The 22,201-nt window shown below is 63.4% G+C and carries 18 protein-coding genes; 7 read left to right on the forward strand and 11 right to left on the reverse strand.

The window, feature by feature from the left end; genetic code table 11:
• Positions 1 to 1,305: an NTP/NDP exchange transporter gene (locus F0M18_RS14405; RefSeq protein ID WP_188109731.1), complete on the forward strand. Its 1,305-nt coding sequence runs from the start codon at positions 1 to 3 to the stop codon at positions 1,303 to 1,305.
• 126 nt (positions 1,306 to 1,431) lie between these two features.
• Entirely contained in the window at positions 1,432 to 2,520 is a 1,089-nt protein-coding gene (locus F0M18_RS14410; protein ID WP_149612155.1) for a Rieske 2Fe-2S domain-containing protein, read from the forward strand.
• Between the two features lie 378 nt (positions 2,521 to 2,898).
• Here F0M18_RS14410 and F0M18_RS14415 read toward each other — a convergent pair whose 3' ends face one another.
• On the reverse strand, positions 2,899 to 5,286 hold the full coding sequence (locus F0M18_RS14415) for a penicillin acylase family protein (protein ID WP_149612156.1): 2,388 nt from the start codon (positions 5,284 to 5,286) through the stop codon (positions 2,899 to 2,901).
• Positions 5,287 to 5,644: 358 nt separating this feature from the next.
• Here F0M18_RS14415 and F0M18_RS14420 point away from each other — a divergent pair, with 358 nt between their 5' ends.
• A complete protein-coding gene (locus F0M18_RS14420) occupies positions 5,645 to 6,457 on the forward strand; it encodes a M48 family metallopeptidase (protein ID WP_149612157.1) in 813 nt (270 codons plus the stop codon).
• On the opposite strand, the gene F0M18_RS14425 is transcribed toward F0M18_RS14420, so the two are convergent.
• Positions 6,458 to 8,188 carry a DUF885 domain-containing protein gene (locus tag F0M18_RS14425; RefSeq protein ID WP_149612158.1) on the reverse strand — a complete coding sequence of 577 codons (1,731 nt, stop codon included), beginning with the start codon at positions 8,186 to 8,188 and terminating at the stop codon, positions 6,458 to 6,460.
• Between the two features lie 156 nt (positions 8,189 to 8,344).
• Entirely contained in the window at positions 8,345 to 9,100 is a 756-nt protein-coding gene (locus F0M18_RS14430; protein ID WP_188109732.1) for an alpha/beta hydrolase, read from the reverse strand.
• A 322-nt stretch (positions 9,101 to 9,422) separates the two neighbouring features.
• On the opposite strand from F0M18_RS14430, the gene F0M18_RS14435 reads away from it, so the two are divergent.
• The gene (locus F0M18_RS14435) at positions 9,423 to 9,602 is read left to right on the forward strand and encodes a hypothetical protein (RefSeq protein ID WP_149612160.1); all 180 of its coding nucleotides are present in this window, start codon (positions 9,423 to 9,425) and stop codon (positions 9,600 to 9,602) included.
• A complete protein-coding gene (locus tag F0M18_RS14440; RefSeq protein WP_149612161.1) occupies positions 9,596 to 9,901 on the forward strand; it encodes a type II toxin-antitoxin system RelE/ParE family toxin in 306 nt (101 codons plus the stop codon). Before F0M18_RS14435 ends, F0M18_RS14440 begins: the two co-directional genes overlap by 7 nt.
• A 190-nt stretch (positions 9,902 to 10,091) precedes the next feature.
• Here the strand turns inward: F0M18_RS14440 and F0M18_RS14445 are convergent, their stop codons facing one another.
• The 8 genes from F0M18_RS14445 to F0M18_RS14480 all read right to left on the reverse strand — a co-directional run bounded on the left by F0M18_RS14445 (position 10,092) and on the right by F0M18_RS14480 (position 19,878).
• Complete coding sequence (locus F0M18_RS14445) at positions 10,092 to 10,997, reverse strand: 3'(2'),5'-bisphosphate nucleotidase CysQ family protein (RefSeq protein ID WP_149612162.1); 906 nt, start codon at positions 10,995 to 10,997, stop codon at positions 10,092 to 10,094.
• Positions 10,994 to 11,977 (reverse strand): phosphotransferase, encoded by a 984-nt coding sequence (locus tag F0M18_RS14450; RefSeq protein WP_149612163.1) that lies wholly within the window; start codon positions 11,975 to 11,977, stop codon positions 10,994 to 10,996. Before F0M18_RS14450 ends, F0M18_RS14445 begins: the two co-directional genes overlap by 4 nt.
• A gap of 85 nt (positions 11,978 to 12,062) precedes the next feature.
• Entirely contained in the window at positions 12,063 to 13,724 is a 1,662-nt protein-coding gene (gene paaN, locus F0M18_RS14455) for a phenylacetic acid degradation protein PaaN (protein ID WP_149612164.1), read from the reverse strand.
• Positions 13,717 to 15,183 carry a carotenoid oxygenase family protein gene (locus F0M18_RS14460; protein WP_149612165.1) on the reverse strand — a complete coding sequence of 489 codons (1,467 nt, stop codon included), beginning with the start codon at positions 15,181 to 15,183 and terminating at the stop codon, positions 13,717 to 13,719. Before F0M18_RS14460 ends, paaN begins: the two co-directional genes overlap by 8 nt.
• A 186-nt stretch (positions 15,184 to 15,369) precedes the next feature.
• Positions 15,370 to 15,762 (reverse strand): VOC family protein, encoded by a 393-nt coding sequence (locus F0M18_RS14465; protein WP_262500961.1) that lies wholly within the window; start codon positions 15,760 to 15,762, stop codon positions 15,370 to 15,372.
• Between the two features lie 49 nt (positions 15,763 to 15,811).
• The gene (locus tag F0M18_RS14470; RefSeq protein WP_149612167.1) at positions 15,812 to 17,014 is read right to left on the reverse strand and encodes an acetyl-CoA C-acyltransferase; all 1,203 of its coding nucleotides are present in this window, start codon (positions 17,012 to 17,014) and stop codon (positions 15,812 to 15,814) included.
• Positions 17,011 to 18,249, reverse strand: coding sequence for an acetyl-CoA acetyltransferase (locus F0M18_RS14475; RefSeq protein ID WP_149612168.1), 1,239 nt, complete (start codon positions 18,247 to 18,249; stop codon positions 17,011 to 17,013). The genes F0M18_RS14470 and F0M18_RS14475 overlap by 4 nt, the downstream gene beginning before the upstream one ends.
• A gap of 3 nt (positions 18,250 to 18,252) precedes the next feature.
• Positions 18,253 to 19,878: a class I adenylate-forming enzyme family protein gene (locus tag F0M18_RS14480; protein WP_149612169.1), complete on the reverse strand. Its 1,626-nt coding sequence runs from the start codon at positions 19,876 to 19,878 to the stop codon at positions 18,253 to 18,255.
• Between the two features lie 91 nt (positions 19,879 to 19,969).
• Here F0M18_RS14480 and F0M18_RS14485 point away from each other — a divergent pair, with 91 nt between their 5' ends.
• Entirely contained in the window at positions 19,970 to 20,941 is a 972-nt protein-coding gene (locus F0M18_RS14485) for an LLM class F420-dependent oxidoreductase (protein ID WP_149612170.1), read from the forward strand.
• Between the two features lie 69 nt (positions 20,942 to 21,010).
• Positions 21,011 to 22,126 (forward strand): alanine dehydrogenase, encoded by a 1,116-nt coding sequence (ald, locus tag F0M18_RS14490; RefSeq protein ID WP_149612171.1) that lies wholly within the window; start codon positions 21,011 to 21,013, stop codon positions 22,124 to 22,126.
• The last annotated feature ends 75 nt before the right edge of the window (positions 22,127 to 22,201 follow it).

Here is a 22,201-nt window from a genome sequence, read left to right on the forward strand (position 1 = left end):
ATGAGTCCGGAAGAGCGTACGCCGCTGCAGCGGCTGATGGCGCTGGCCTGCGAGGTCGAGCCACGGGAAGTCCGCGCCACGCTGGCGTCTTTTTCGCTGGTACTGGTGCTGATGGGCTCCTACTACATCCTGCGCCCGGTGCGGGATGCCATGGCCAGCGACTGGACCGACGCGGAAGTCAGCTGGCTGTGGACGCTCACCTTCTTCTTCAGCGCTGCGGCCGTCTCCCTTTACGGGGCCGTGGTCTCGCGCGTCAGCGTGCGGCGCCTGGTACCCGGCATCTATGGTTTCTTTGCGCTGAGTTTCACCCTGTTCTACTTCGGCACCCAGTTCTCCAGCGACCGCACCCTGGTGGACAAGAGTTTCTATGTCTGGGTCAGCCTGTTCAGCCTGTTTCATATTTCCGTGTTCTGGACCTTCATGGCCGACACGTTCAGCCAGCAACAGTCCAAGCGCTTGTTCGCATTTATCGGCGCAGGCGCCAGCGTTGGCGCTATCGGCGGGCCGGCGATGGCCACGGCACTGGCCGGCAGCGGCAACACCGACCCACTGCTGCTGATCGCGGCAACCACCGTATTGCTCACGCTGCCTCTGGTAGCCTGGGTACAGCGGCTGAAGTCGCAGGACATGGGCAACGTCAATGTCAGCGCCACGGACAAGGACTTCGACTACCTGGGGGGGAATCCGCTGGCGGGATTTGGCGATTTCATCAGCAGCCCTTACCTGCTGGGCATCGGCCTGTTCATTTTCCTGTACACGGCCATCGGTTCGTTTGTCTATTTCGAGTTGAAGAACCTGCTCGCAGATTACAGCCGGGCTGAACGCACCCAGATCTGGGCCGCCATGGACCTGGTGGTCAATACGCTGACACTGCTGATCGCCATGTTTGCCACCGGGCGCATCGCCACGCGACTGGGCCTGCCCTTCACCCTGTCCAGCATTCCGCTGCTGATCGCCGTCGGCATGTTGTTACTGGTCGCCGCGCCCTCGGTGGCGGCGGTGGTCGCGATCCAGGTAATTCGCCGCGCGGGCAACTACGCGGTATCGCGGCCCGCCCGGGAAATGCTGTTTACCGCTGTAGACAGGGAAACCCGCTTCAAGGCCAAACCGGTCATTGATATTGTCGTCTACCGCGGCGGCGATATGCTGAACGCCTGGGGATTTACCGCGCTCACCCAGGGCCTGGGCCTGGGTATCGCCGCCACGGCGGGCGTGGGTGCCGGCATCGCCCTGGTCTGGGCGATTGTTGGTGTGGCACTGGGCCGCGCTTTCGACCGGCGAGGTTCAGCCAGCGATACCAGCTGACGCCGCAGGGATGAATTATTGAGCCAGTAGCCCCTGAGAAGCGCAGACCCCGCCGCTACACCGTTCCAGCGATCCCGCCGCGGACTATACTGTATGACCTGAACACACGAACAACAGGTAATACAGATGGCAACTGCAGCTGAATATGGACTGGGCCCCAATACCTTCCCGCGGGGTTGGTTTATCGTCGCCGAGAGCAAGGAGCTGGATGCCGGCCCCATGGCAGTGCGCTTCTGGGGTCGCGACCTGGCGCTGTACCGCGGCGAGAGTGGCAAGCCTGTCCTGCTGGACGCCTACTGCGCGCATATGGGCACGCACCTCACCGCCAGCACCAGCGCCATGATCGTCAAGAACGGCGAACAGATCGAGGGTGACTCGATACGCTGCCCCTACCACGGCTGGCGTTACAACGAACACGGCGATGTGGACGACATTCCATACCACGACGGTCCCTGCCCCAAGTCAGCGTCTATTCGCTCCTATCCGGTAGTCGACAACATGGGCTGCGTCATGGCCTGGTTTGATCCCGACGGTCGTGAGCCCGATTACGACGCGCCGTTCCTCAAGGAGTGGGACGATCCGCAATGGGTGAACTGGGAACTGGACCACCTGGGTGTGCTGAAAATCCATTCCCAGGAGATTCTCGACAACATGGCCGACTGTCGCCATCTCGGCCCCACCCACGGCGCACCCAGCGAGTATTTCGAGAACGAGATCAAGGACCAGGTCTACGTGCAGCGCCAGGGCGGCCCGATGCAGCTCTACGGCACCTATCTCTACACCACCACCTGGTACACCGGGCCCGGTATCCTGCTGTCCAAGCAGGTCTGGGGCGACACCGTTGTGTACGAGCTGATCGCCAACACCCCCGTGGATGACGGCGAGACCCAGTGCTGGCACGGCTGCCTGTACAAGGGCAGCGCGGCGGAAGCCACAGCGGAAGACAAGGCCGCGGCAAAGGAGATCCAGGCCGGCGCGCTGGAAGCCTTCGGCGCCGACTTCAACGTGTGGGCGCACAAGCGCCCGGCGCTGAAAATCATGCAAATGAAAACCGACGGGCCGTTCCGGACCGGGCGCAAGTGGTACTCGCAGTTCTTCGCCACCCCGGAAGACGCGGCGGCTATTCGCGCGGAAGTGAACGGCACACACCCGACGCAGGGCTTGATCAGCCCCGCCGAGGCCAAGCACAGCATCGACGAAGGCCTGCCCATCTAGGCGCGCCGCCAGCGAGCGTATCGCGGCTGTGGCCGCTCCCACAGGAGCGGGGAACCACACCCGTAGGAGCGGCTACAGCCGCGATGAAAACCCGCTACCCTATCGCGGCCGTGGCCGCTCCTCCAGGAGCGCGCATGGAACCACACCCGTAGGAGCGGCTACAGCCGCGATGAATGCCCGCTACCCTATCGCGGCTGTGGCCGCTCCTCCAGGAGCGCGCATGGAACCACACCCGTAGGAGCGGCTACAGCCGCGATGAATGCCCGCTACCCTATCGCGGCTGTGGCCGCTCCTACAGGGGCGCGCATGGAACCACACCCGTAGGAGCGGCTACAGCCGCGATGAAGGCCCGCTACTCTATCGCGGCTGTGGCCGCTCCTACGGGGACGCAGTCGGGCGCAGCAGCAGTTCGGTGTCGGTATGCGCGTCAATGGCGCTGTCGGAGAACCACCAGTACCGCCTCTCCCCGCTCAGCCAGTCCCCGGCAAAGGTCTTGTTCCAGGGATCAAACCAGCGCTCGCTGACGCCCCCCGGATAGTGCGCCGTCACTTTCTCCGTGTCGGACAAATCCACGACCATGCGTACGGAATCAACAATGCGCGCGCGGTAGGCCTCACTGAACTTGTACATACCGCGGTTCAAGGTTTCCGATGAACCGTCCATGGGATGCGTGCCACCGCCGATCAGCCCGGCGGCACGCTCCCCGGGGATAAACGGGTGGAACAGGGTGATAGTGTGGGCATCGCCCCAGCGCCAGGCATCGGGATCACTACCCCATGCGGCGGACAGCTCCGCCAGCGCGTCACGTCCCGCACGCCGCAGCAGGTCCGCACTGGTCTCCACCTCGTCAGTGCGGCTGTCGTCAATCCACGCCGGGTCGTCAGTTTCCAGCAGGTACACGAAGCGCTCTACCCAGTAGTACTGCTCATCCAGGTAATCGCGCAGCAGGTCCTCACTCATGTCATCGGCAAACACCTGGCCAGCCAGGTGGCGGAACACGGATTGAAACACCAGCGGCGCGGCGGCATCCTTGTCATCACGCAGGTCCCAGTCCTGCAGCAGGCGCGCGAGTGGCGCCAGGACCGGGTCGCTCGCGAAAGCATCGAGCAGCAGCGGCCGCAGGCGGCGCGCCAGGGTATTGACGATATCCTGGTTGGCCCGCCAGTGATCATCAGCATCGAGTACGTCACGCTGCATCAGCTCCTGCAGGCGCACATAGCGCCAGCGCGGGGAGAAATGCGTGGAGTAGGCAAAAGGGTAATCGGCGCTGGTCACCCGGTGATTGGTGGAGCCCACCCACTGCCGCTGCGGGTTGCGCTGAATCGGCATGTCCTGGTGCGGTATGCGCCCCTGCCAGTTGTCCTCACCGGTCACCTGCAGCGGCACCAGGCCGTTGCCCCGGGTGCGCAGTGGCACCATGCCAGTAGGCACCATGGCGATGTTGCCGTCTACATCGATCACCACGTGGTTGAGCGGCGTGGTCATCCTGCTCATGGCGGCGATCGCCTCATCCACTGAACGGGCGAGCATGAGTTCCCGGTTACCGGCATCGGGCAGCGCATACAGCGGTGTCGACCAGCGCAGCGACAGCACCCTGCCCTCTGCCATGCTCATGCCGTGATCAGAAATCACCGGGCCGCGGCGGGTTGCACGGATGGTCATGGTTTCCGTGCGATAGCCGCCCTCGGCCTCTTTGTCACGGATGCGCAGGATCTCTTCACGCACCTCGAACGGCAGCGAGCGCTCGCCTTCCAGGTAGTGCTGCGGGTTCTGCGGGTCGACGACTTCGAGGTAGAGGTCCACCACGTCTGCATAGCCATTGGTGGCACCCCAGGCGATATGGTCGGTGCGGCCGATGCCCCAACCGGGATTACCCGGGGTGGAGCCACCCACGATCCGCAGCTCCGGCGTCACCGCGCCCATTGGGTACCAGAAACCCGGCAGGTGCCGCGCATCCATATGCGGGTCACTGGACAGGATAGGCGCGGCGCCCGCGGACTTTTGCGGACCCGTTGCCCAGGCGTCGCTGCCCATGGCGTAGCGCGGCTGGAGGGGGCTAAACAGGCTGTCGTCGTAAGACAGGTCGATGGCAGCAAGGTCCTGTGCCAGCACCTCATTGCGGGCTTCCGGCAGCGTACGCGGATCGTCGGGATTGACCGCAATCGGCGCCAGTTGGCTGGCGCGCTCGGGCCCGAGTTCATCGTAAAGCCGCAGGGTCAGCAACTCCTGCTTCCAGTTCACGCTGCTGCTCCAGATCCGGAACTGGGTGACCGCAACCACGTCTTCCAGCGTCCACGGCTGCACGGTGTGCCCCATCACCCCGAGCATCAGCGGAAACTCATCGCTGCGGCTGGCAATGTAGTCATTGATGCCGTTGACGTAGCGCTGCAGGTAATTGCGTTCCTCGGAACTGATACGCGTGGCGTAGTCACGGGCAAAGCCGGGGATATCCACCAGGCGCACAATGCGGTCATTGCGCAGGCCACGCTCACCGATGAATTCCGCCAGGCGCCCGTGGGAAAGGTAGCGGTGCAGCTCCAGCTGGAACAGTCGGTCCTGTGCATGCAGGAAGCCCTGGGCGGTCAATACGTCATCAAGCGACTCAGCGTAGAGATAGGGCACGCCATCTGCGCCGCGCAGCACCCGCACCTCGCCCTGAAGGGAGGCAACGGTCATGGCGCCGTCACGCTGGGGAGCATCAATGCGCGGTACATACCAGGCGAGTCCCGCGGCAATAACCAGTAGCAACAACAACCATTTTTTCATAGCGGGTTTTCCTCGACTCCTGCGAATCTCTGTCAGGCAGCGATACCGCGCCCTCAGTAAGCTGCCACAGGGTGGCTCGGTGGCGGCATGCCCTGCGCGAACTGCCGGAGCATTGTAACCGCAGCACCGCGCCGCCAGCCGCTGTGCGGTTTGCCAATCAATACCCACGGGGCGCTTTCGCGGTGTTTTCCCGCAGGCGAAGCACCTGTCAGCCGGGGTACCGGGATGAACCTTTCGCCACCCCGGCGGGTCTCAGACTTGAGATGGCGTGCGCACTGGGGGAAGATATCGCCCCATGGGCGCTGCGCCGAGACGGTCTTCGCTGACCCATTCCACTGCCAACTTTTACAGGTACACCATGAAAAAACTGCTGTTTGTAACGCTTGCCCTCGCCCTGGTCAGCGGCTGCGCCACCAGCCCCACCGGGCGTTCGCAGTTGATGCTGATCTCTCCGGAGTCGGCCATTGTCGAGTCCAGGAAAGCCTACCTGAGCACAGTCAGCGAATTGGATGCCAAGAACAAGCTGGTGGATGACCCGCGCATGGTGGACCGCGTGGCCACCATTACCGGCAGGCTGGTCACCGTGGCGGTGCAGAACTATCCCCAGTCAGCCAACTGGGAGTGGAGCGTGGCGATTATCGACGACCCGAAAACCGTCAACGCCTGGTGCATGGCCGGTGGCCGCATGGCGGTGTACACCGGACTGTTCGAAAAGCTGAACCTGACTGACGATGAGTTCGCCCAGATCATGGGCCACGAGATTTCCCACGCCCTGGCCAACCACACCGCCGAGCGCATGTCGCGGGCCATGGCCACCTCCCTTGGCGTGGTCGCCGTGGGTGTGGCTTCAGACCACCACGGCGCCGCCATGATCGGCGCTGCAGCGGCGGCCAAGCTGGCGCTGGAACTGCCCAACAGCCGCACCGCCGAATCCGAGGCCGACGCCATCGGCATGCGCCTGGCCACGCTGGCCGGCTACGAGCCAGACGCCGCCGTGACCCTGTGGCAGAAGATGGCCAAAGCGGGCGGCTCGGCGCCCCCGGAGTTCTTGAGCACCCACCCGACGCCGGGCAACCGCGAGCAGGCGCTCGCGGCGATGATCCCGGAAATGCGCCAGCTCAACAGCTCGGGCAGGATGGCGGCCGTCAGCAAGGTCGATATCGTGCGCTGATCAGCGCACGAATTCGTCCAGTACCGCCTCGCGCAGCAGGTCGGGCGGCAGCAGACCCTGGCGCAGTATGAAATCATGGAAGGCGCGCTGGTCGAAGGCCTCACCCAGGGCCAGCTCTACTTCCGTGCGCAGACGCATCAACGCCATGTAACCGTAGTAATAGGATGTCGCCTGCCCGGGCGCCCAGAACGCGTAGCGATCTGCCTCGGAGCTGGCCATGGGGCGAGACAGCAGTAACTGTTCCATGAGGAAATCCCTGGCGCCGTCGCGGCTCAACTGGCCAGTGTTGACCATCGGGTCAAGGAACATCCGCGCAGCGCGCATGATGCGCGTATACAGGCTGAACAGCTGGCCCTCCAGCGGCAGGTACTCGTGCATGATCGATTCCGCGTACAGCCCCCAGCCCTCAGCGTTGGCGCTGTTCATGGCGTAGATGGCGCGCGCCAGCGAAGTACCGTCCTCGACCAGGCGGGCAAACTGCAGCTCGTGACCGGGGCGCGCCTCGTGCACCGTGAGTGCCCAGGTGATGGCGTCGTGGCCCCAGTCATCCATCTTCGCCTCGTCACCCAGGGCGGGATTGCTCTGCACCAGCACGAACTCACCGTACTGACCGGTGTTGTTGATCAGCTGCGGCGGTGTCATGAACGACGCGGGAATCGCGGCGGCCTCCGCCGGCGTGGCCATGCGGATACTGGCATCGCGCTCAGGCAGGGTAACGATGTCTTCGCGGCGGATGATGGCCTCGATCTCGGCGAGGCGCTGCTGGTAGGTAGCCAGCACCTTGTCTTCGGGCAGCTGCTGCTTTTTCAACGCCGCGATTACCGACAACAGGTCGTCCTTTTCCCAGCCGCGCTGCTTTGCGATCTGCGCCGCCAGCGCTTTCATTTCACTGCGCAGCAGCTGGTAGCTGTACTGGGCGCTGGCGATCAGCGCTTCCGGCTCGGCGTATACGCCGTAGTTTTTCAGGTTGTCGGCGTAGATATCCGGTGGCAGCTGGTTGCCAGCCCGCGCCCGCGGCACCATCGCCTGTTCCAGCCAGGCCCGGTATTCGGCCAGCTGCGTCTCGAGCACAGCGAAGTCCGCTTCCCAGCCCTCGAGTCCCGCGGCCACGAACAACTCGCGCATGCCCGCAACATATTGCCGGGTTTTGCCGAGATCGCTTTCCAGTTGCCCGGCGTAGGGTCCCAGCAGGCCCTTCACGCCAAAGCGCTCCTGGGTGCGCGCCCTGGCCTGCTCGGTCAGGGGCGTATAGCCCTGTTCCCGGCCCGTGTAGCGACGCAGGCGCTCCAGTGCAGCCGGGTAACGCGATGCATCGTTGCGCGGGTCCAGCAGGGCGTTGAAATTCCGGAAGAGTCCCTCGTGCAGGTTGTAGTAGGGCAGCATCAGCTCATGATTCAGCTGCTCACTGGTAATGTTGTCCTGGAGCGCCGTGATCAGGATGCTGATGTCCTGGCTGACGCGGGCGTCCTTTTCACCCGATTGCAGCGCTTCCAGCCGCCGTATCTGCTCCTTGAGCCCGTCGATACGGCGCTGGTGAAGATTCTCACCCAGGTCACTGACCTGTGCGTCGAACTCACTGAGGCCGAGGTCGGAGATATTTTCCGGCTCAAAACCCGCGTTGAAACGCAGCACCTCCATGGTGATGGCATTGGAGCGCTCTATCCAGTCGGCATGGGCCGCCGCGGACAGCAACAGCAGTCCCGCGGCCAGCAGTGTTCCCAGTTTATGCATGGTCAACCTCGCGTGCAGAAAAACGCGCGCAGGCTACCAGCAATTGCACCCCATTGCAGCGCCGTTTACGACGAACGGCAGCCACGGCGAGACGAAAAGCCCTGGGCGCTGCCGGTGACAGCCCGCTCCGGGCCGCCTGTGAGTGCAGGGCCAGCCTTAGTGTGCTCGCCAGAACGCCGTGACCTCCCGCCACCAGCTCGCGCCCGGATCGAAGTCCAGGGAATTGTGCCCGGCTCCCGGCTGTTCGAACTGCCATTTCGGCCCCTGGTAGCTGTCGTACAGGCTGCGACCCAGCCTTGCGGGCACGATCTCGTCATCACCGGCGATCAAGAACGCCACCGGGCCGCTGTACCGACCCAGCGCCGCCACCGAGTCGAAACGCTCGCTGAGCAGGGCGCGCACCGGCAGCATCCCGTAATGTTCGCCGGCAACATCCGCCAGACTGGTGAACGGAGTGACCAGCAACACCCCCCCGATCTGCTGCCGGAACCTGCCGGCAAGGTAGCTCGCGACCCCGCTGCCCAGCGACTCGCCAACAAGGTACAGCGGCGCCGGGTCCCCGGCCAACAGTTCGGCCAGCGCGTCGGCGGCGGCGGCTTTTATGCCCGCCTCCGATGGCTCACCGGGGCGGGCACCGTAGCCGGGGTACTCGAACAAATACACCTCCCAGCCATCCCCCTGGGCAAGAAAACCCGCCGCGAAGTACTGCCGATGCAGCGCATAGCCGGCGTTCCCGTGAAACACCACAAGGCGGCGCGCGCCCTTTCCGGCAGGGTGGCTGCGCCAGCCGATCAGTTCATCTTTGCCACTGCGCCACGGCAACATGCCCACGCGCCCGGCAGCGTCCAGCAACACCGCTTCCGGCGCCACCTCAGGAAAGTAAATCAACTGGCGTTGCAGTGATGTGAACATGAACAGGCCTCCTGTAAGCACCAGCACAGCAACCATGACATGCCCGGATATTCCCCGTGGATTGCGGTGCGTCACCTGCATGCCTCGATCGCCCTGGTGCCTCTATACACAGGTTAATGAAAAGCGGACCGGGGGCACAAGCTCTCCCGTTCATGCAAATAGGCCCATTCACTGCGCAAGTCTGAATAAAGTGTTGCTCCCCAACCGGGGGCACGCAAACCAGGGATTACTCAATTGTGTCCGGCGTCTATACTCCGGCGTTTTGTCAGTGATATTCTAGCCAAGATAGTACAGCAACAAGCATCACGATCAGGAGACGGTCATGCAAGCAGCCAAGCAGGATGCTCTGAACATCATCAGCCAGCTACCCGATACTGCTGACATGGATGAGATCATGTACCGGCTCTATGTCCTGGATAAAGTACGCAAGGGCAAGGAAGATATCAATCAGGGTCGCTTGACCTCCGCCAAGGATCTCAAGCATGAGATCGAGCATTGGTAACCTGGTCAGATCACGCCAAGGCCGACTTGCGTCATATCCATGATTTCATTGCCGCCGATTCCCGGCATTACGCCAAATATGTCATGCAGGCCATTATTAATAAGTCCCTGCTCTTATCTGAATCACCGCGCATCGGCAAGATAGTACCTGAGATTAACGACAAAGATATCCGCGAGTTACAACTGTACTCATACCGAATCCTCTACGAGATCCGTGGTAATCAAATTCACGTGCTTGCAATAGCTCACAAACGGAGGGACTTCCAACCCGGTGAGTTGAGTGAGGAAATCGTGCGCTGATCAGCGAGAGGAACGCACCGGCAATACTCTGTATGACGCCACAGTGGCTTAGGGTCATAAGCAGGTCTAAGGTGCGTGCGCCAGGAAGCAACACTGTTTCATCGCCTGCAAATTTATAGTGACCTTGCTTTGACAATAATCGGTTTTGCAGGCGTTAGGCATCATTTACATGAATGGGCGCATACAGAGGTCACCCCGCGGGCAAGGTGGCCCGGAGCCTGTCGATCAGGTATCGCGCAATCCGCGTGTTTGACGCATACAGCACGCCCCGGTGATTCATAAACGTCGAGTCCTTGCGGTTGAGCTCCAGCGGCTGGCCATGGATATCACTGACCCAGCCACCCGCCTCACCAACGATGCAGGCGGTGGCGGCGAAATCCCAAACGCTGCCGCCACCCTCCCCGGGTTTCGGCAGTTTTACGTAACACGCCGCGGGGTAATCCAGGACCTGGCAGGCATTTTTCACCGCCCCGCTGCCATACACCATTTCCACGCCAGCCAGGCCTAAAGTCTGTGCACATCCGTTCAGGATGTCGGTGATGGCAGCGCAATGTTCATCTGCGTCGAAGCTGGCGTCGGCAAAAACCCTTAGCGACCTGGATTCCAGTGCGCCGGTTTGGATTGCAGCCTGCTCGCGATACGCACCATCGCCCCTGATGGCATACACCAGACTGGCACCTGGCGGATCGTAGACCACGCCGATCAGGGGCGCGCCGGAGTGGTCGACCAGGGCGATGGAAACCGCGTAACCCCTGCGCCCCTCCACAAAGGGCAGCGTGCCGTCGAGCGGGTCGACACACCAGAAAAAGGACTTCGTCAGGCGCTGGGGTGTCACGCCGGGCACTTGCATTGCCGACTCTTCTCCGCAGAAAGCGATATCCCACTGCTCAGAAGCCGGCTGCAGCCTCTGGCGTATGATCGCCTCACTGCGCACGTCCACTTCCGTCACCACCTGGGAGGCAGCACTGCTGCCGGCATCCTTGAAATATCGCTGCAGCCCGGTGCGGTCAATGCTTTGTACAAATACGCCGGCCTCTCGCGCGGCATGAATGGCTACATCACACAACTGCTGCAAGGGCAGTGTCGTTTCCGTCATGGCTTTAGTCGCTCGATAACCCTGCGGGTCAGTCGCTCGCTGTAGCTGTTTATTTTCCAGTGACCCGGGCTCCAGCCCTTGAGAAAGCGATGGAAATCCGCCCAGGCCACGTCGTAGAGTCCCCGCCACTCGCTCTCCAGTGCAGTGGTATCCACACCGGGCTGCTTCTCCGCTACGCGCTGCCCCAGCCTAGAAAAATAGTAATTCAGCAATGGTGCTTCCAGGGCCTCACATTCCTCCTCTTGCAAACAGCTGCCTAAGAAATAGGCCACGTCCTTCATGCCGCAGCCCTGGCCCACGTACTGGAAATCCACCGCCGCCACGCCGGGTTGCGGGGCATCGCCGGTGAAACAGAAATTGGCCAGCTTGGCGTCACCGTGGACCAGGGTTTGAAAGTGGCACTGGCGCAATTGCCGGTCAATCAGCGGTGCAGCTTCGCGCAGCGCAACATCTTCGAGCGCTGCCAGTTCATCGGGGCGGGTATCGAGATGCCAGTAGCTGCCACATTGCCAGAGCCCCGCTGCCGGGCTATTGAGGAACGTGGCATGAAAACTCGCCAGCCAGTCCAGGCAGGCATGGATGTCCTCCACCGTCACACGGTCTTTCCTGAGAATGAAACCCGCAGCATCAAGGTCTGTCAGCACCAGTATGGTTTCATTCTCCCGAGCGCTAACGGCCAAACAGCTCGGCACCGGGCACGCCGCGTCACATCGGCCGGCGTAGTCCTGGTACCAGTGTGCCTCCACCTGGTAGGAACGTATTTTGCGCTGGTGGGAACGCCCCGTGTTCCAACCCCGGGGGTGGCTACCTGCTTCCGGCAGTTTGACGTGCTTGAGAATCACCGAGGGATGGGTACTGCCCTCCAGCTCGAGACGAACAATCTCACCGTAGCCACTCCATAGCGATTGAATGACAGTGGCGTTGCGAATCGTCTGCGCCCCCGTTGCCGAGAGGACTGTGTTAGCGATGGCTGCTTGCATGGCAACAATATAACGGGGAATCGGCCGATGTTCACCGCCGCTGTGCCAAAGACCACCGGCAGCGACGGGGGTTGCGCAGCGCAGACTACATACGCTTGCTCTGCACGATGCGGAAGCGGCTGGCTACAAAGGCCATGTCCGTCAGGCAGGCATTGCCGGCGGGATTGAGCCCGGTGACGTGGTAGTCTGAATACGCCGCGGCAAAATTTATCGGCATGCCGACCAGGTTGCAGGCGACGGAGGCGCCGGCGTTGTTGTAAGCCTGCTCCGCCTGGTCCAGGAAGTCTTCGTTCAGCGAGTAAACGTGGGAAGTGATGGCGCCGCATTCGCGGGCGTTGGTGGTGGCCTCGCGCAGGCAGGCCTCCGCGGATTCGCCCTTGATCACAAAAGACACCGGCCCGAAGATCTCGTCGCGGTAGATATCCCGCGCCGCTTCGTTCACTTCCAGCATCAGTGGCGACGCCGTGCGCGCACGGGGAAAGTCCGGGTAATCCAGCGGGCCGGAATCGCGCAGCAGCCTGCCGTGTTCTGCTGCCAGGCCGCGATAGCGCTCGATGGTGCCCAGGATCGCCTCGTCCACCAGGGTGCCGCACAGCACCTGCGGATTGGCGAGGTGGCGCTCAACCGCCGCCAGCAGCGCGGCGGCGACCTCATCGAAGCTGGCGCGCCCGTCGCCCACGACAATGCCACCGGCGGGCACGTGAATGTTCTGCACGCTGGTGCACATCTGTGCCGAGGCCTGGCACAGGGAATGCGCCACCGCGCCGGCCATGGCCTCCAGGTTCTCGCAGGATTCGATTACCACGGAGTTGCAGCCGGCGGTCTCGGTATACACCAGCTTGTCGGTGCAGTTGCGCTCGATCCACCGGCCGAAGCCGGGACTGCCGGTGAAGTCGACGATCGCCGTCAGCGGGTGCTCCAGCAGCGGCATGGTGGCGGGCTCATCCCGGGTATCGGCCACCATGCTCACCAGGTTCGGGTCGAAGCCCTGCTCCGCCAGCACCTCGCGGGCCACGGTGGTCAGCAGGGCCACCGGCAGTATGGCCGCGGGGTGCGGTTTCAGCACCACCGGGTTGCCCGTGGCCAGGCTGGCACACAGCGCCGGGTAGCCGTTCCAGAGCGGGAAGGTAGCGCAGCAGATCACCACGCCCACGCCGCGGGGCATGATGCGGTAACGCTTGGCCAGCTTCGCCGCCCCGCCCTTGCCGAACTGGCGCTCCCATTGCGCCGCCTGCGGCACATCGGCCATCGCCTTGTAGGCATAGGCCAGCGCTTCCAGGCCGCGGTCGAGGGCATTGGCGCCGCTGCCGGCAAAGGCCATTATGTAACTCTGCCCGGAGGTGTGCATGGTGGCGTGGGCGTTTTCGAACAACTGCCCGGCGCAGCGGTCGAGAATCTCCAGGCAGATACCGATGCGCGTTTCCGGCGCGGCATCACGCCATGACGGCATTCCCTGTTCTATCGCAGTGTAGAGCGCGTCCACGTCCATCTTCGGGTAGCTGATACCCAGGGGCTCGCCGGTATAGGGCGACACCTCGGCGCCGGTGCGGCCGATCTCCCCCGGCTGTGCCAGCGGATAGTCCTTGCCGAGCAGGGCTTCAAACCGCGCCTTGCCGGCTACGGGCGGCTCCTGGCCCCAGATCTTGCTGCTGGGGCTTTCCGGGTAGGCGGTCCAGGAATAGCGCTGGTTGCAGGCGTCGACGGCCTTGTCCAGTGTCTCCCGGTGCCGGGCGAAAAGATCACTCATTGGCGGCGGTCCAGTTGTCTATCTGGCTCGCCTTCATCCAGCAGGCGTGGAATCCCGGTGGCACGCGCCGGGGCAACTTGATGCGCGCCACCGGTCCCTTGCTGATATCCAGGGCGTCAAAAACCTGCAACTCCTGGACCTCGGTCCTGTCGTTCCAGCAAAAGCTCACCACGTAGCCGTGATCTTCACTTGCCGGGTTGTCGGTCGGGGCGAACCAGGGCTCGCTGTACCAGCAGTCGTCATGCCCGTCGGACCATTCGCCGACGCTCTCCCCGGTATCGGTATTCATCTTGCGGATGCCCGTCCAGCGCAGCATCCTCGGGTCGTGATCCACGAGGTAGGCCCACTGCGTGTAGCGGCCGGTATCGGCACTGTTATAGGTGGGAAACTCCACATTGTGGTCGGCGTTGAGGCATTCTTCGCTGGTCTCGCCGGTCTTGATATTCATCCGGTAGCGCCACAGGCGGGCGTCCATCTCCAGCATCGCAATCATCCTGGCGGTGCGCTCTTCATCGATACTGCCGTCGGCTTTTTTGGCCGGCATATAGCGGCAGGCGATCATCACCACCTCATCGCCCTCTTCCCAGCAATTCACCACGTGGTAGAGGAAGCACGATGAAAATTCAAACCAGCGAATGCTGTCCGACGCGCCGAAGCGGGGAATCACGCCAAAGCGAATGGGCAGCGACGAGTCGAACCTTATCTTGTGTCGACCCGCTTTCAGTGCCTCTTCATCATGGTAGACCGGCACGTCATGCAGTATCGAGTAATTCTCGGTGATGCCCATGTCATGCATCAGCCGGTCGCCCGGCAATTCAATGGGAACATGGTGCACAAGCCTGCCATCCGCACTCACCACCCCGTAGCTCATGTGGGGCTTTTCCGTGAAGTAGTCGAAGAACAGCAGCTCGCCGGTATGCTCGTCTACCTTGGAGTGGGCGGACATGCCCTTGCCGGGGCCGCTGACATACTCGGGGGCGGCCTTGATGGTGTCCAGTGTGATCGGATCGATGATGTAGGGGACGCCCGCGAGGTACCAGCTCACCACCGCCTTGCCGCCGTGACCGATAACGTCGGTATTGGCCGCATCGTTCATGGGCCTGTCAGTAGAATCCTTGACGGAGTTCATCACGCCCCAGTACAGCTCTGCACCGGCGGCGTCATTGTTTTTCCAGCCTTCGGTGCGAACGTACTTGTTGCGGTAGCAGAAGCGCCCGTTGCGAAAGACACCGGAATGTATCATCCCCTCGCCGTCGAAGTAGTGATGCGTGCCCCTGGGTTCGAACTGCTGATTGGGGCCATTGCGCAAATACACACCATTGAGGTCGCGCGGGATTGCTCCCTCAACAGGCAGCTGCTCAAGTACCAGTTCGTCCGCAACCGGCGCAAATGTGCCGGTCAACAGTGGACCGTGTTCATGGCCAAAGGGCGCGTCCGTATCGGCAAATCTCTGTTCCATTGTTCTGTCACCTCGCATGACGATCACTAAACCGGCTCAGCTAGTTTGCCGGCTTTGGTTTTTTTATGCAAGCAACGAAACAACTGCTCCGGCACCGGCAATCTGCCCGCTATTTCCTGCCCATATTGCACGGTGCGCCGTTGCGCCGTTGCGGGGCTCAGGGCAGCGAAGCGGGTGCCGGCGCTCTCAGGGCCCGGCGTCCGGAGCGGCAGATAACTCCACGCGCCAAGGCGGATAGCGCCGGTTCTCGCCGGCCCGGTACAGCTTGATCTTGTTGCCGGACGGGTCGTACAGGATGGCCTCACGCCAGAGGTAGGACATATCCCGGGGCGCCTGCGCAAACTCAAAGCCCTTGCCCTGGAGTTCGGCAACCAATTCATCGAGTTGCTCGTGCTCAAAATAGATCACGCTGCCGTTGTGGCAGGATCCGTCTTCCAGCGACAGGGAAAAGGTGGCGTCCCCTTGCGGGCATTCGAAGCGGGCGTAATGGGGCGTATCCACAATCTGCAGGAATCCCATGCGGCGATAGAAAGCTGTTGCCTCCTCCATATCGCTGACCGGCAGCGTCACCTGGTTCATGTGCATTTTCCTACTCCCTACGCTGCTTCGCCCAGCGGTCCCGGTTACCTCAGTAACGCTCGATCAGCAGTGCCGAGCCCGAGCCGCCGGCGCCGCTCGCCGACACCACACCACGCCGCACATCCCGGCGTTCCATTTCATCCAGCAACACACCGGCCATGATCGCGCCGGTCGCACCCAGCGGATGCCCGAGGGCAATCACCCCGCCATTCACATTGAGCTTGTCGTCGCCGATGCCGAGATCCCGCTGGCACTTGACGACGGTGGCGGCAAACGCTTCATGCACTTCAAACAGGTCCACGTCCGCTGCGCTGATACCCTGCTGGTCCATCAGCTTCTGCGCGGCGAGTACGCAGCCGCTGAGCACCTGTAGCGGGTCATCCGCTGCCGTGGCACTGGCGACCAGCCTGGCCCGCGGTGCCACTTCCAATTGCTCGCCCATTGCCAGGTCGCCCAGCAACAGCAAGGCTGCGGCGTCCGCCATGGCCGGGGAGTTGCCCGCGGTATGCACGTGCTCGATAGCCGCAAGCCGGGCATTCGCCGCCAGCTGCAGGGCATCCACGCCCTTGGCACCAATGCTGGCAAAAGCCGCCGGCATCTCCGCCAGTGACTCCATCGTGACGTCGGCGCGAATACATTCATCCTCGGTCACGGTAATGCCCTTTACCGGATTCTCGACCGGCACGATGGACTTGAAATAACCCTGCGCCCGCGCATGCGCAGCCCGCTGCTGACTGTGCAGGGCGATCGCGTCGGCCTGCTCGCGGCTAACGTCGTTCAGGGTGGCGATCAGGTCTGCACCCGAGCCCATCATCAACATCTGGCACTGCGCGGCAAACGCCGGGTCAACGAAGGCCCGGGCCTGGTCCGAGAGCATCGGCACCCGCGACATCATCTCCACGCCGCCGGCGACCACGGCCTGCTCCTGCCCGGCGGCAACCTTCAGCGCGCCCATGGCAATGGCGTCGATGCCCGAAGAACAGAAGCGGTTCACCGTGAGGCCACTGACCGTCGACGGCCAGCCCGCGTACATCACCGAGGTCTTGGCGATATTGCCTGCCTGCTCGCCGTGCTGGGTAACACAGCCGAGCACCACATCACCGACCAGCGCTGGGTCGAGCCCGGTGCGCTGGCCCAGGCTGCCATACAGGCTCTTCAGCAAGGCCTGCGGCGACAGGTCGTGCAGCCCCCCGCTCTCTTTGGCGCGAGCGCGCGCCGAGCGGATGGCGTCATAGATGAATACGTCTTTCACTTGCCTACTCCAACAACAAAACTGGCGCAGGTGGTGGTACTGCCACCCACGTTAAAGGTCATCATGTTCTGCGCGCGCGGAATCTGGTACGCGCCGGCGCGACCGGTCACCTGTCGCGCGCAGTCCAGCAGCATGCGCACCCCGGTGGCGCCCACCGGGTGGCCCAGGCCGATCAACCCGCCACTGGGGTTGATGGGGAAGCTGCCGTCGCGGGTGATGCGCCCGTCCTCCACGGCCTGCCAGCTCGCGCCTGGCGCTGTCAGCCCCGCGTGATCGATGGCCATGTACTCGGTCATGGTGAAACAGTCGTGGGTTTCCAGTCCGTCCAGGTCGGCAACCTGGGCGAAGCCCGCACGCTGCGCCGACTCCTGCAGGCACATGGCAGCATGGGGGAACACCAGCGGCTGGTCGGCGCTAAGTTCCAGCTTGCGCGACAGCAGGATAGGCGCCGAGCGGTGGCCCCAGCCCTTGATACGGGGAATATCATCGAGGGCCAGGCCGAGTTTTGCCGCGTGTTGCTGCGCCTGCGATTCACTGGCGAGTATCACGCAGGCCGCGCCGTCGGTGATCTGGCCGCAGTCCTGCTTGCGCACGCGGCCCTCGATCACGGGATTGAGCTGGTCATCGCAGGTGAAGGCGCCCTCGGGGAACTCCCACTTGCGCGTCTGCGCCCGCGGATTCAGCTTGCCGTTGCCAAAGTTGATCTCGGCGATACGGTTGAGGTGATCCTCACGGATGCCGTAGCGACGGTCGTATTCATCGGTGAGGCGATCGAACATATGCGGCCAGGGAAAATCGCACTCCGCCGGGTCGGCCTCCTGGCCGCGCCAGGCAGCGGAACCCAGGTATTCGGCACCGGTCTTGCCGTCGACGTTGCGCATCAGTTCCAGGCCCAGCACGCAGGCGATATCGTAGTGCCCCGCCTCGATATCGCGCATGGCCGAGAGAATGGCGATGGAGCCGGAGGCGCAGGCCGCCTCGTGACGGGAGGTCGGCAGGGCCGCCAGTTCCGGGTAGACCTGGCCGAAGAAGCCGCCGAGCAGGCCCTGGCCGGCAAACAGCTCGGCAACGAAGTTGCCCACGTGCCCGACCTGTATCTGCGCCGGCTCGATCGCCGCATTGGTGACGGCCTCGCGCAGGGACTCTTCGAACATCTCGTAAATGCCCCTGCCCTCCCGCGCCCAGTTGCGGGCGAAGTCGGTCTGGCTGCCACCGAGGATATAAATGTCGCTCATGGTTTATCGCTCCTGCACGCCGCTGACGCGCTCCTGCAAACTGAAGCGCTGTACCTTGCCCAGCGGGTTGCGCGGCAGGGCCGCGAGCACTTCGATGCGTTCGGGTAACTTGAATTTGGCAAAGCCCTGGTCGAGCAGGTACTGCTGTACTTCCGCCAGGGTCGGTGGCCGGGCATCCGCCTGCAATACCAGGCAGGCACAGATCTTTTCACCCAGCCTGTCGTCCGGGTAGGCGCACACCGCCGCCTCGACTACGGCGGGATGATGTTCGAGCGCAAGGTCCAGTTCCACCGGGGAGATCTTCATACCGCCGCGATTGATGATGTCCTTGCAGCGACCGACGATGCGGTAAAAATTGCCGCCCTCACAAATTTCCACCAGGTCGCCGGTGCGGAAGTAACCGTCCGCGGTGAACACGTCGGCGTTGTCGTGGTGGAAGTAGCCATCGAACACCGTGGCGCCGCGTATGAGCAATTCGCCGCGCCCGCCGTCGGCATCCACCGCCTCGCCACTCTCCGGGTCAGCCACCCGGGTCTCGATGAGGGCGCCGGGATCAGGCCTGCGAAAACGACTGGCACGTACCTCCGGGTCCGGTGCATCCTCCGGTGTGGAAAACAGGGAGATGCCTTCATTGGAACCGTAGAAATTGACGATTTCCACGCCGTAGTCCCTGTCAAACGTGGCAATCATCGACGGTGCCAGTGGCGCTGAACCGGAGCCGATCCGACGCAGGCGGGAAAAGTCGAACTGCGTCCACATCTGCGGCGCTTTCGCCAGCTGGTTGAGCAGCGCCGGCGGCGCAATGGTGAAGGTCACGTTCTCGTCCTGCATCTGCGCCAGGAACAGCGCCGGATCCAGGGGGTGATGCAACACCAGGCTTGCGCCCAGTATGGCGGCGGGAAACAGGAAGCCGCCCAGCGCAGCCATGTTGACCAGCGGAAAGGGGTTGAGCAGCACATCGTCGCCGGTCATGGAACCTGCCGCGATACTGGTGTGCCCGGTGGCCACCCACATATTGTGTGAGCGCGGCACGCCTTTGGGGGTACCCGTGGTACCCGAGGTCCAGCACACGCTGAGAATGCGGTTGGCATCTGCCGGCACCAGTCCCGGCGCGGCGGGCCGCGGCTTCAGGTCCAGCAGCAGTTCGCGGCCGAATTCCAGCACTGTGACGCCGGGCAGCGCGGCCCTGGCCGCCTCCGCCAGGGGCTGCTCGCGCAGGCGTTCGATACTGATCAAGGTACTGGCGCCAAGGGCGCCGGCCAGCATCTGCAACTCGTGGGCGCCGTACTGCACCGGTACCGGTGAGGCCACGGCGCCGAGCCGGGACAGGGCGTAGTAAACGACCACCAGTTCGGCCACGTTGGGCAGCTGCACGATCACCTCGTCACCCACGCCGATACCGGCCAGCGACAGCTGGCGCGCCAGGTTGTGGCTGGCGGCCTGCAACTGGGCCCAGGTGAGTGTGACCTGGGGGTGGCCGGTAAGCGCCTGTCGATCGGGCTGGTCGCGCACCGCCAGTCGCTGCGGGCGGTTGCTGGCGTGGCCATCAAGCAGTTCGTGCAGGGTCTGCCCCGACCAGAGGCCGGCACTGGTCAACTCGGCGCTGCGGGACTCCGGTGTGGTTTTCATATGCGCGCACTCGCAGGGGTTTAAGCTTTTATAAAGAGACTAAGTGTAGGCTATAATCCCTGCCTCATCTACAGGACAGAGGCGCAAGGCAATGCAGTTCAGTGTCGTCACCCCGCTGTGGCAGGACCGTGCCCCGGGCGAGAATATGGAAGTCGCCCGACTGGCGGATCAACTGGGCTTTGGCGACCTGTGGATAGGGGAAATGGCCACCTATGATGCCTTCGCTTTCGCCACCGCCGCCGGCCTGCAAACGCGACAGATCGGCCTTGCTATCGGCCCCCTGGCCGTTTCCGTGCGCAGCCCCATGACCATCGCCATGGGCGTAGCCTCGGTAGCCGACCTGACCGGGCGCCGGACGCAGATTGCGCTGGGCGCTTCCAGTACAGTGGTGGTTGAAGAATGGCATGGTCGCGAGCGGGCCCGCACCGCGACCCACCTCGACGAGACCGCGCAGATACTGCTCACACTGCTGGCCGGGGAGAAGGCTAACTTCGCCGGCGCACTGGCCAGCTGCAGGGGCTATCGCCTGCGCCTGGATGCACCCCGGACCCCGATCACCATCGCCGCCTTCGGGCCCGCCGCCGTGCGCGCCGCCGGGCGCCGGGCCGACCGCATGCTGCTGAACATGGTCACGCCCGCGAGCCTGGAAATGCTGCGCGGGCAACTGGCGAGCGCGGCACAACAGGCGGGACGGGATACGCCGGAGGTGGCCGTCTGGCTACCCTGCGCCGTGGACCCGCAACGGGAGACTATCGACCAGTTGAAGCGCGCCATTGTCGGCTACCTCGCCGCACCCGGCTACGGTGAAATGATGATGCAGGCCGGCTTCAGTGAACTGGTGGCATTCGCCCGCTCACGACCCCACCCGAAAGCGCTGCTCGAGGCGATACCGGACGAACTGATCGCCGCAGTCGGCCTGGTCGGCAGCGAGAGCGTCATCGCGTCACGGATTGAGGAGTACCGCCAGGCCGGTGCCGACAATATCTGCCTGGTACCGGCCACCGCCGGGGACGCGCATGGAGAACGCACCCTGCGCGCGCTCGCACCTACCCCTATGGAGTAGTCGCCTTCGCCGCAGGGCAAGGTAATATACGCCGAAATTCGTCACATTCGACACTGCGGAGGCAGCACCATGCTGGTAGGCGTACCCAAAGAAATAAAAACCCTGGAATTTCGCGTCGGCCTGACCACCGGCTCAGTGGAAGAACTGGTGCACCACGGTCACCAGGTCATCGTCGAAACACAGGCCGGCGAGGGCGTGGGCCTGACCGACGACATGTACCGCGCCGCCGGCGCCGAGATCGTATCCGGGGCCGAGGAAATCTTCGCCCGCGCCGACATGATCGTGAAAGTGAAAGAACCGCAGCCCAACGAGTGCCGCATGTTGCGCGAGGGGCAGGTTTTGTTCACCTACCTGCACCTGGCACCAGACCCCGAACAAACCCGCCTGTTGAAAGAGTCCGGCTGTATCGCCATCGCCTATGAAACCGTCACCGACGCGCGTGGCCACCTGCCGCTGCTTTCGCCGATGAGTGAAGTGGCCGGGCGTATGTCCATCCAGGCCGGCGCCCATGCCCTGGAAAAACACAAGGGCGGTTCCGGCATGCTGCTGGGCGGCGTACCGGGCGTGGAAGCGGCCCGCGTGGTAGTAATCGGCGGTGGCGTGGTCGGCACCAATGCCATCCGCATGGCCATGGGCATGGAAGCGCACGTCACCGTGCTGGACCGCTCACTGGATCGACTCAAGGAACTGGACTTCCAGTTCGGCTGCATGCTCAACACCATCTACTCCACCCGCGAGTCACTGTGGAAACACGTTACCGGCGCCGACCTGGTGATCGGTGCGGTGCTGGTGCCCGGCGCCGCGGCGCCGAAACTGGTGACCCGCGAGATGCTGCGCGAGATGCGCCCGGGCTCGGTGGTAGTGGACGTGGCCATCGACCAGGGTGGCTGTTTCGAAACCAGTCGTCCCACCACCCACCAGGACCCCACCTATGTGGAGGAAGGCGTGGTGCACTACTGCGTGGCCAACATGCCAGGCGGCGTGGCGCGCACCTCCACTTTCGCGCTCAACAACGCCACCCTGCCCTTCACCCTGGCGCTGGCCGACAAAGGCTACAAGCAGGCGCTGCTGGATGACCCGCACCTGATGAACGGCCTCAACGTGCATCGCGGTGACATCACCTACCAGGCCGTGGCCGACGTGCTCGGCTATGAGTTCGTGCCCGCGGCCAACGCGCTCGGCTGAGGGCGTCACCGCTTTACCCACAAGCACCCGGCGGGAGCGGCTACGCCCTCCCGCCCCACCGGGGACGACCCCGCT

Source organism: Pseudohalioglobus sediminis, assembly GCF_008370495.1.
GTDB lineage: Bacteria > Pseudomonadota > Gammaproteobacteria > Pseudomonadales > Halieaceae > Halioglobus.

What these genes read in the sequence shown, in the direction of transcription:
- F0M18_RS14445 (WP_149612162.1), bottom strand. Translation starts at nt 10,997, where the DNA reads ATGACGGAAACGACACTGCCCTTGCAGCAGTTGTGTGATGTAGCCATT.
- F0M18_RS14425 (WP_149612158.1), bottom strand. Translation starts at nt 8,188, where the DNA reads ATGCATAAACTGGGAACACTGCTGGCCGCGGGACTGCTGTTGCTGTCC.
- F0M18_RS14405 (WP_188109731.1), top strand. Translation starts at nt 1, where the DNA reads ATGAGTCCGGAAGAGCGTACGCCGCTGCAGCGGCTGATGGCGCTGGCC.
- F0M18_RS14450 (WP_149612163.1), bottom strand. Translation starts at nt 11,977, where the DNA reads ATGCAAGCAGCCATCGCTAACACAGTCCTCTCGGCAACGGGGGCGCAG.
- F0M18_RS14430 (WP_188109732.1), bottom strand. Translation starts at nt 9,100, where the DNA reads ATGTTCACATCACTGCAACGCCAGTTGATTTACTTTCCTGAGGTGGCG.
- paaN (WP_149612164.1), bottom strand. Translation starts at nt 13,724, where the DNA reads ATGAGTGATCTTTTCGCCCGGCACCGGGAGACACTGGACAAGGCCGTC.
- ald (WP_149612171.1), top strand. Translation starts at nt 21,011, where the DNA reads ATGCTGGTAGGCGTACCCAAAGAAATAAAAACCCTGGAATTTCGCGTC.
- F0M18_RS14415 (WP_149612156.1), bottom strand. Translation starts at nt 5,286, where the DNA reads ATGAAAAAATGGTTGTTGTTGCTACTGGTTATTGCCGCGGGACTCGCC.
- F0M18_RS14410 (WP_149612155.1), top strand. Translation starts at nt 1,432, where the DNA reads ATGGCAACTGCAGCTGAATATGGACTGGGCCCCAATACCTTCCCGCGG.
- F0M18_RS14485 (WP_149612170.1), top strand. Translation starts at nt 19,970, where the DNA reads ATGCAGTTCAGTGTCGTCACCCCGCTGTGGCAGGACCGTGCCCCGGGC.
- F0M18_RS14435 (WP_149612160.1), top strand. Translation starts at nt 9,423, where the DNA reads ATGCAAGCAGCCAAGCAGGATGCTCTGAACATCATCAGCCAGCTACCC.
- F0M18_RS14465 (WP_262500961.1), bottom strand. Translation starts at nt 15,762, where the DNA reads ATGAACCAGGTGACGCTGCCGGTCAGCGATATGGAGGAGGCAACAGCT.
- F0M18_RS14420 (WP_149612157.1), top strand. Translation starts at nt 5,645, where the DNA reads ATGAAAAAACTGCTGTTTGTAACGCTTGCCCTCGCCCTGGTCAGCGGC.
- F0M18_RS14480 (WP_149612169.1), bottom strand. Translation starts at nt 19,878, where the DNA reads ATGAAAACCACACCGGAGTCCCGCAGCGCCGAGTTGACCAGTGCCGGC.
- F0M18_RS14460 (WP_149612165.1), bottom strand. Translation starts at nt 15,183, where the DNA reads ATGGAACAGAGATTTGCCGATACGGACGCGCCCTTTGGCCATGAACAC.
- F0M18_RS14475 (WP_149612168.1), bottom strand. Translation starts at nt 18,249, where the DNA reads ATGAGCGACATTTATATCCTCGGTGGCAGCCAGACCGACTTCGCCCGC.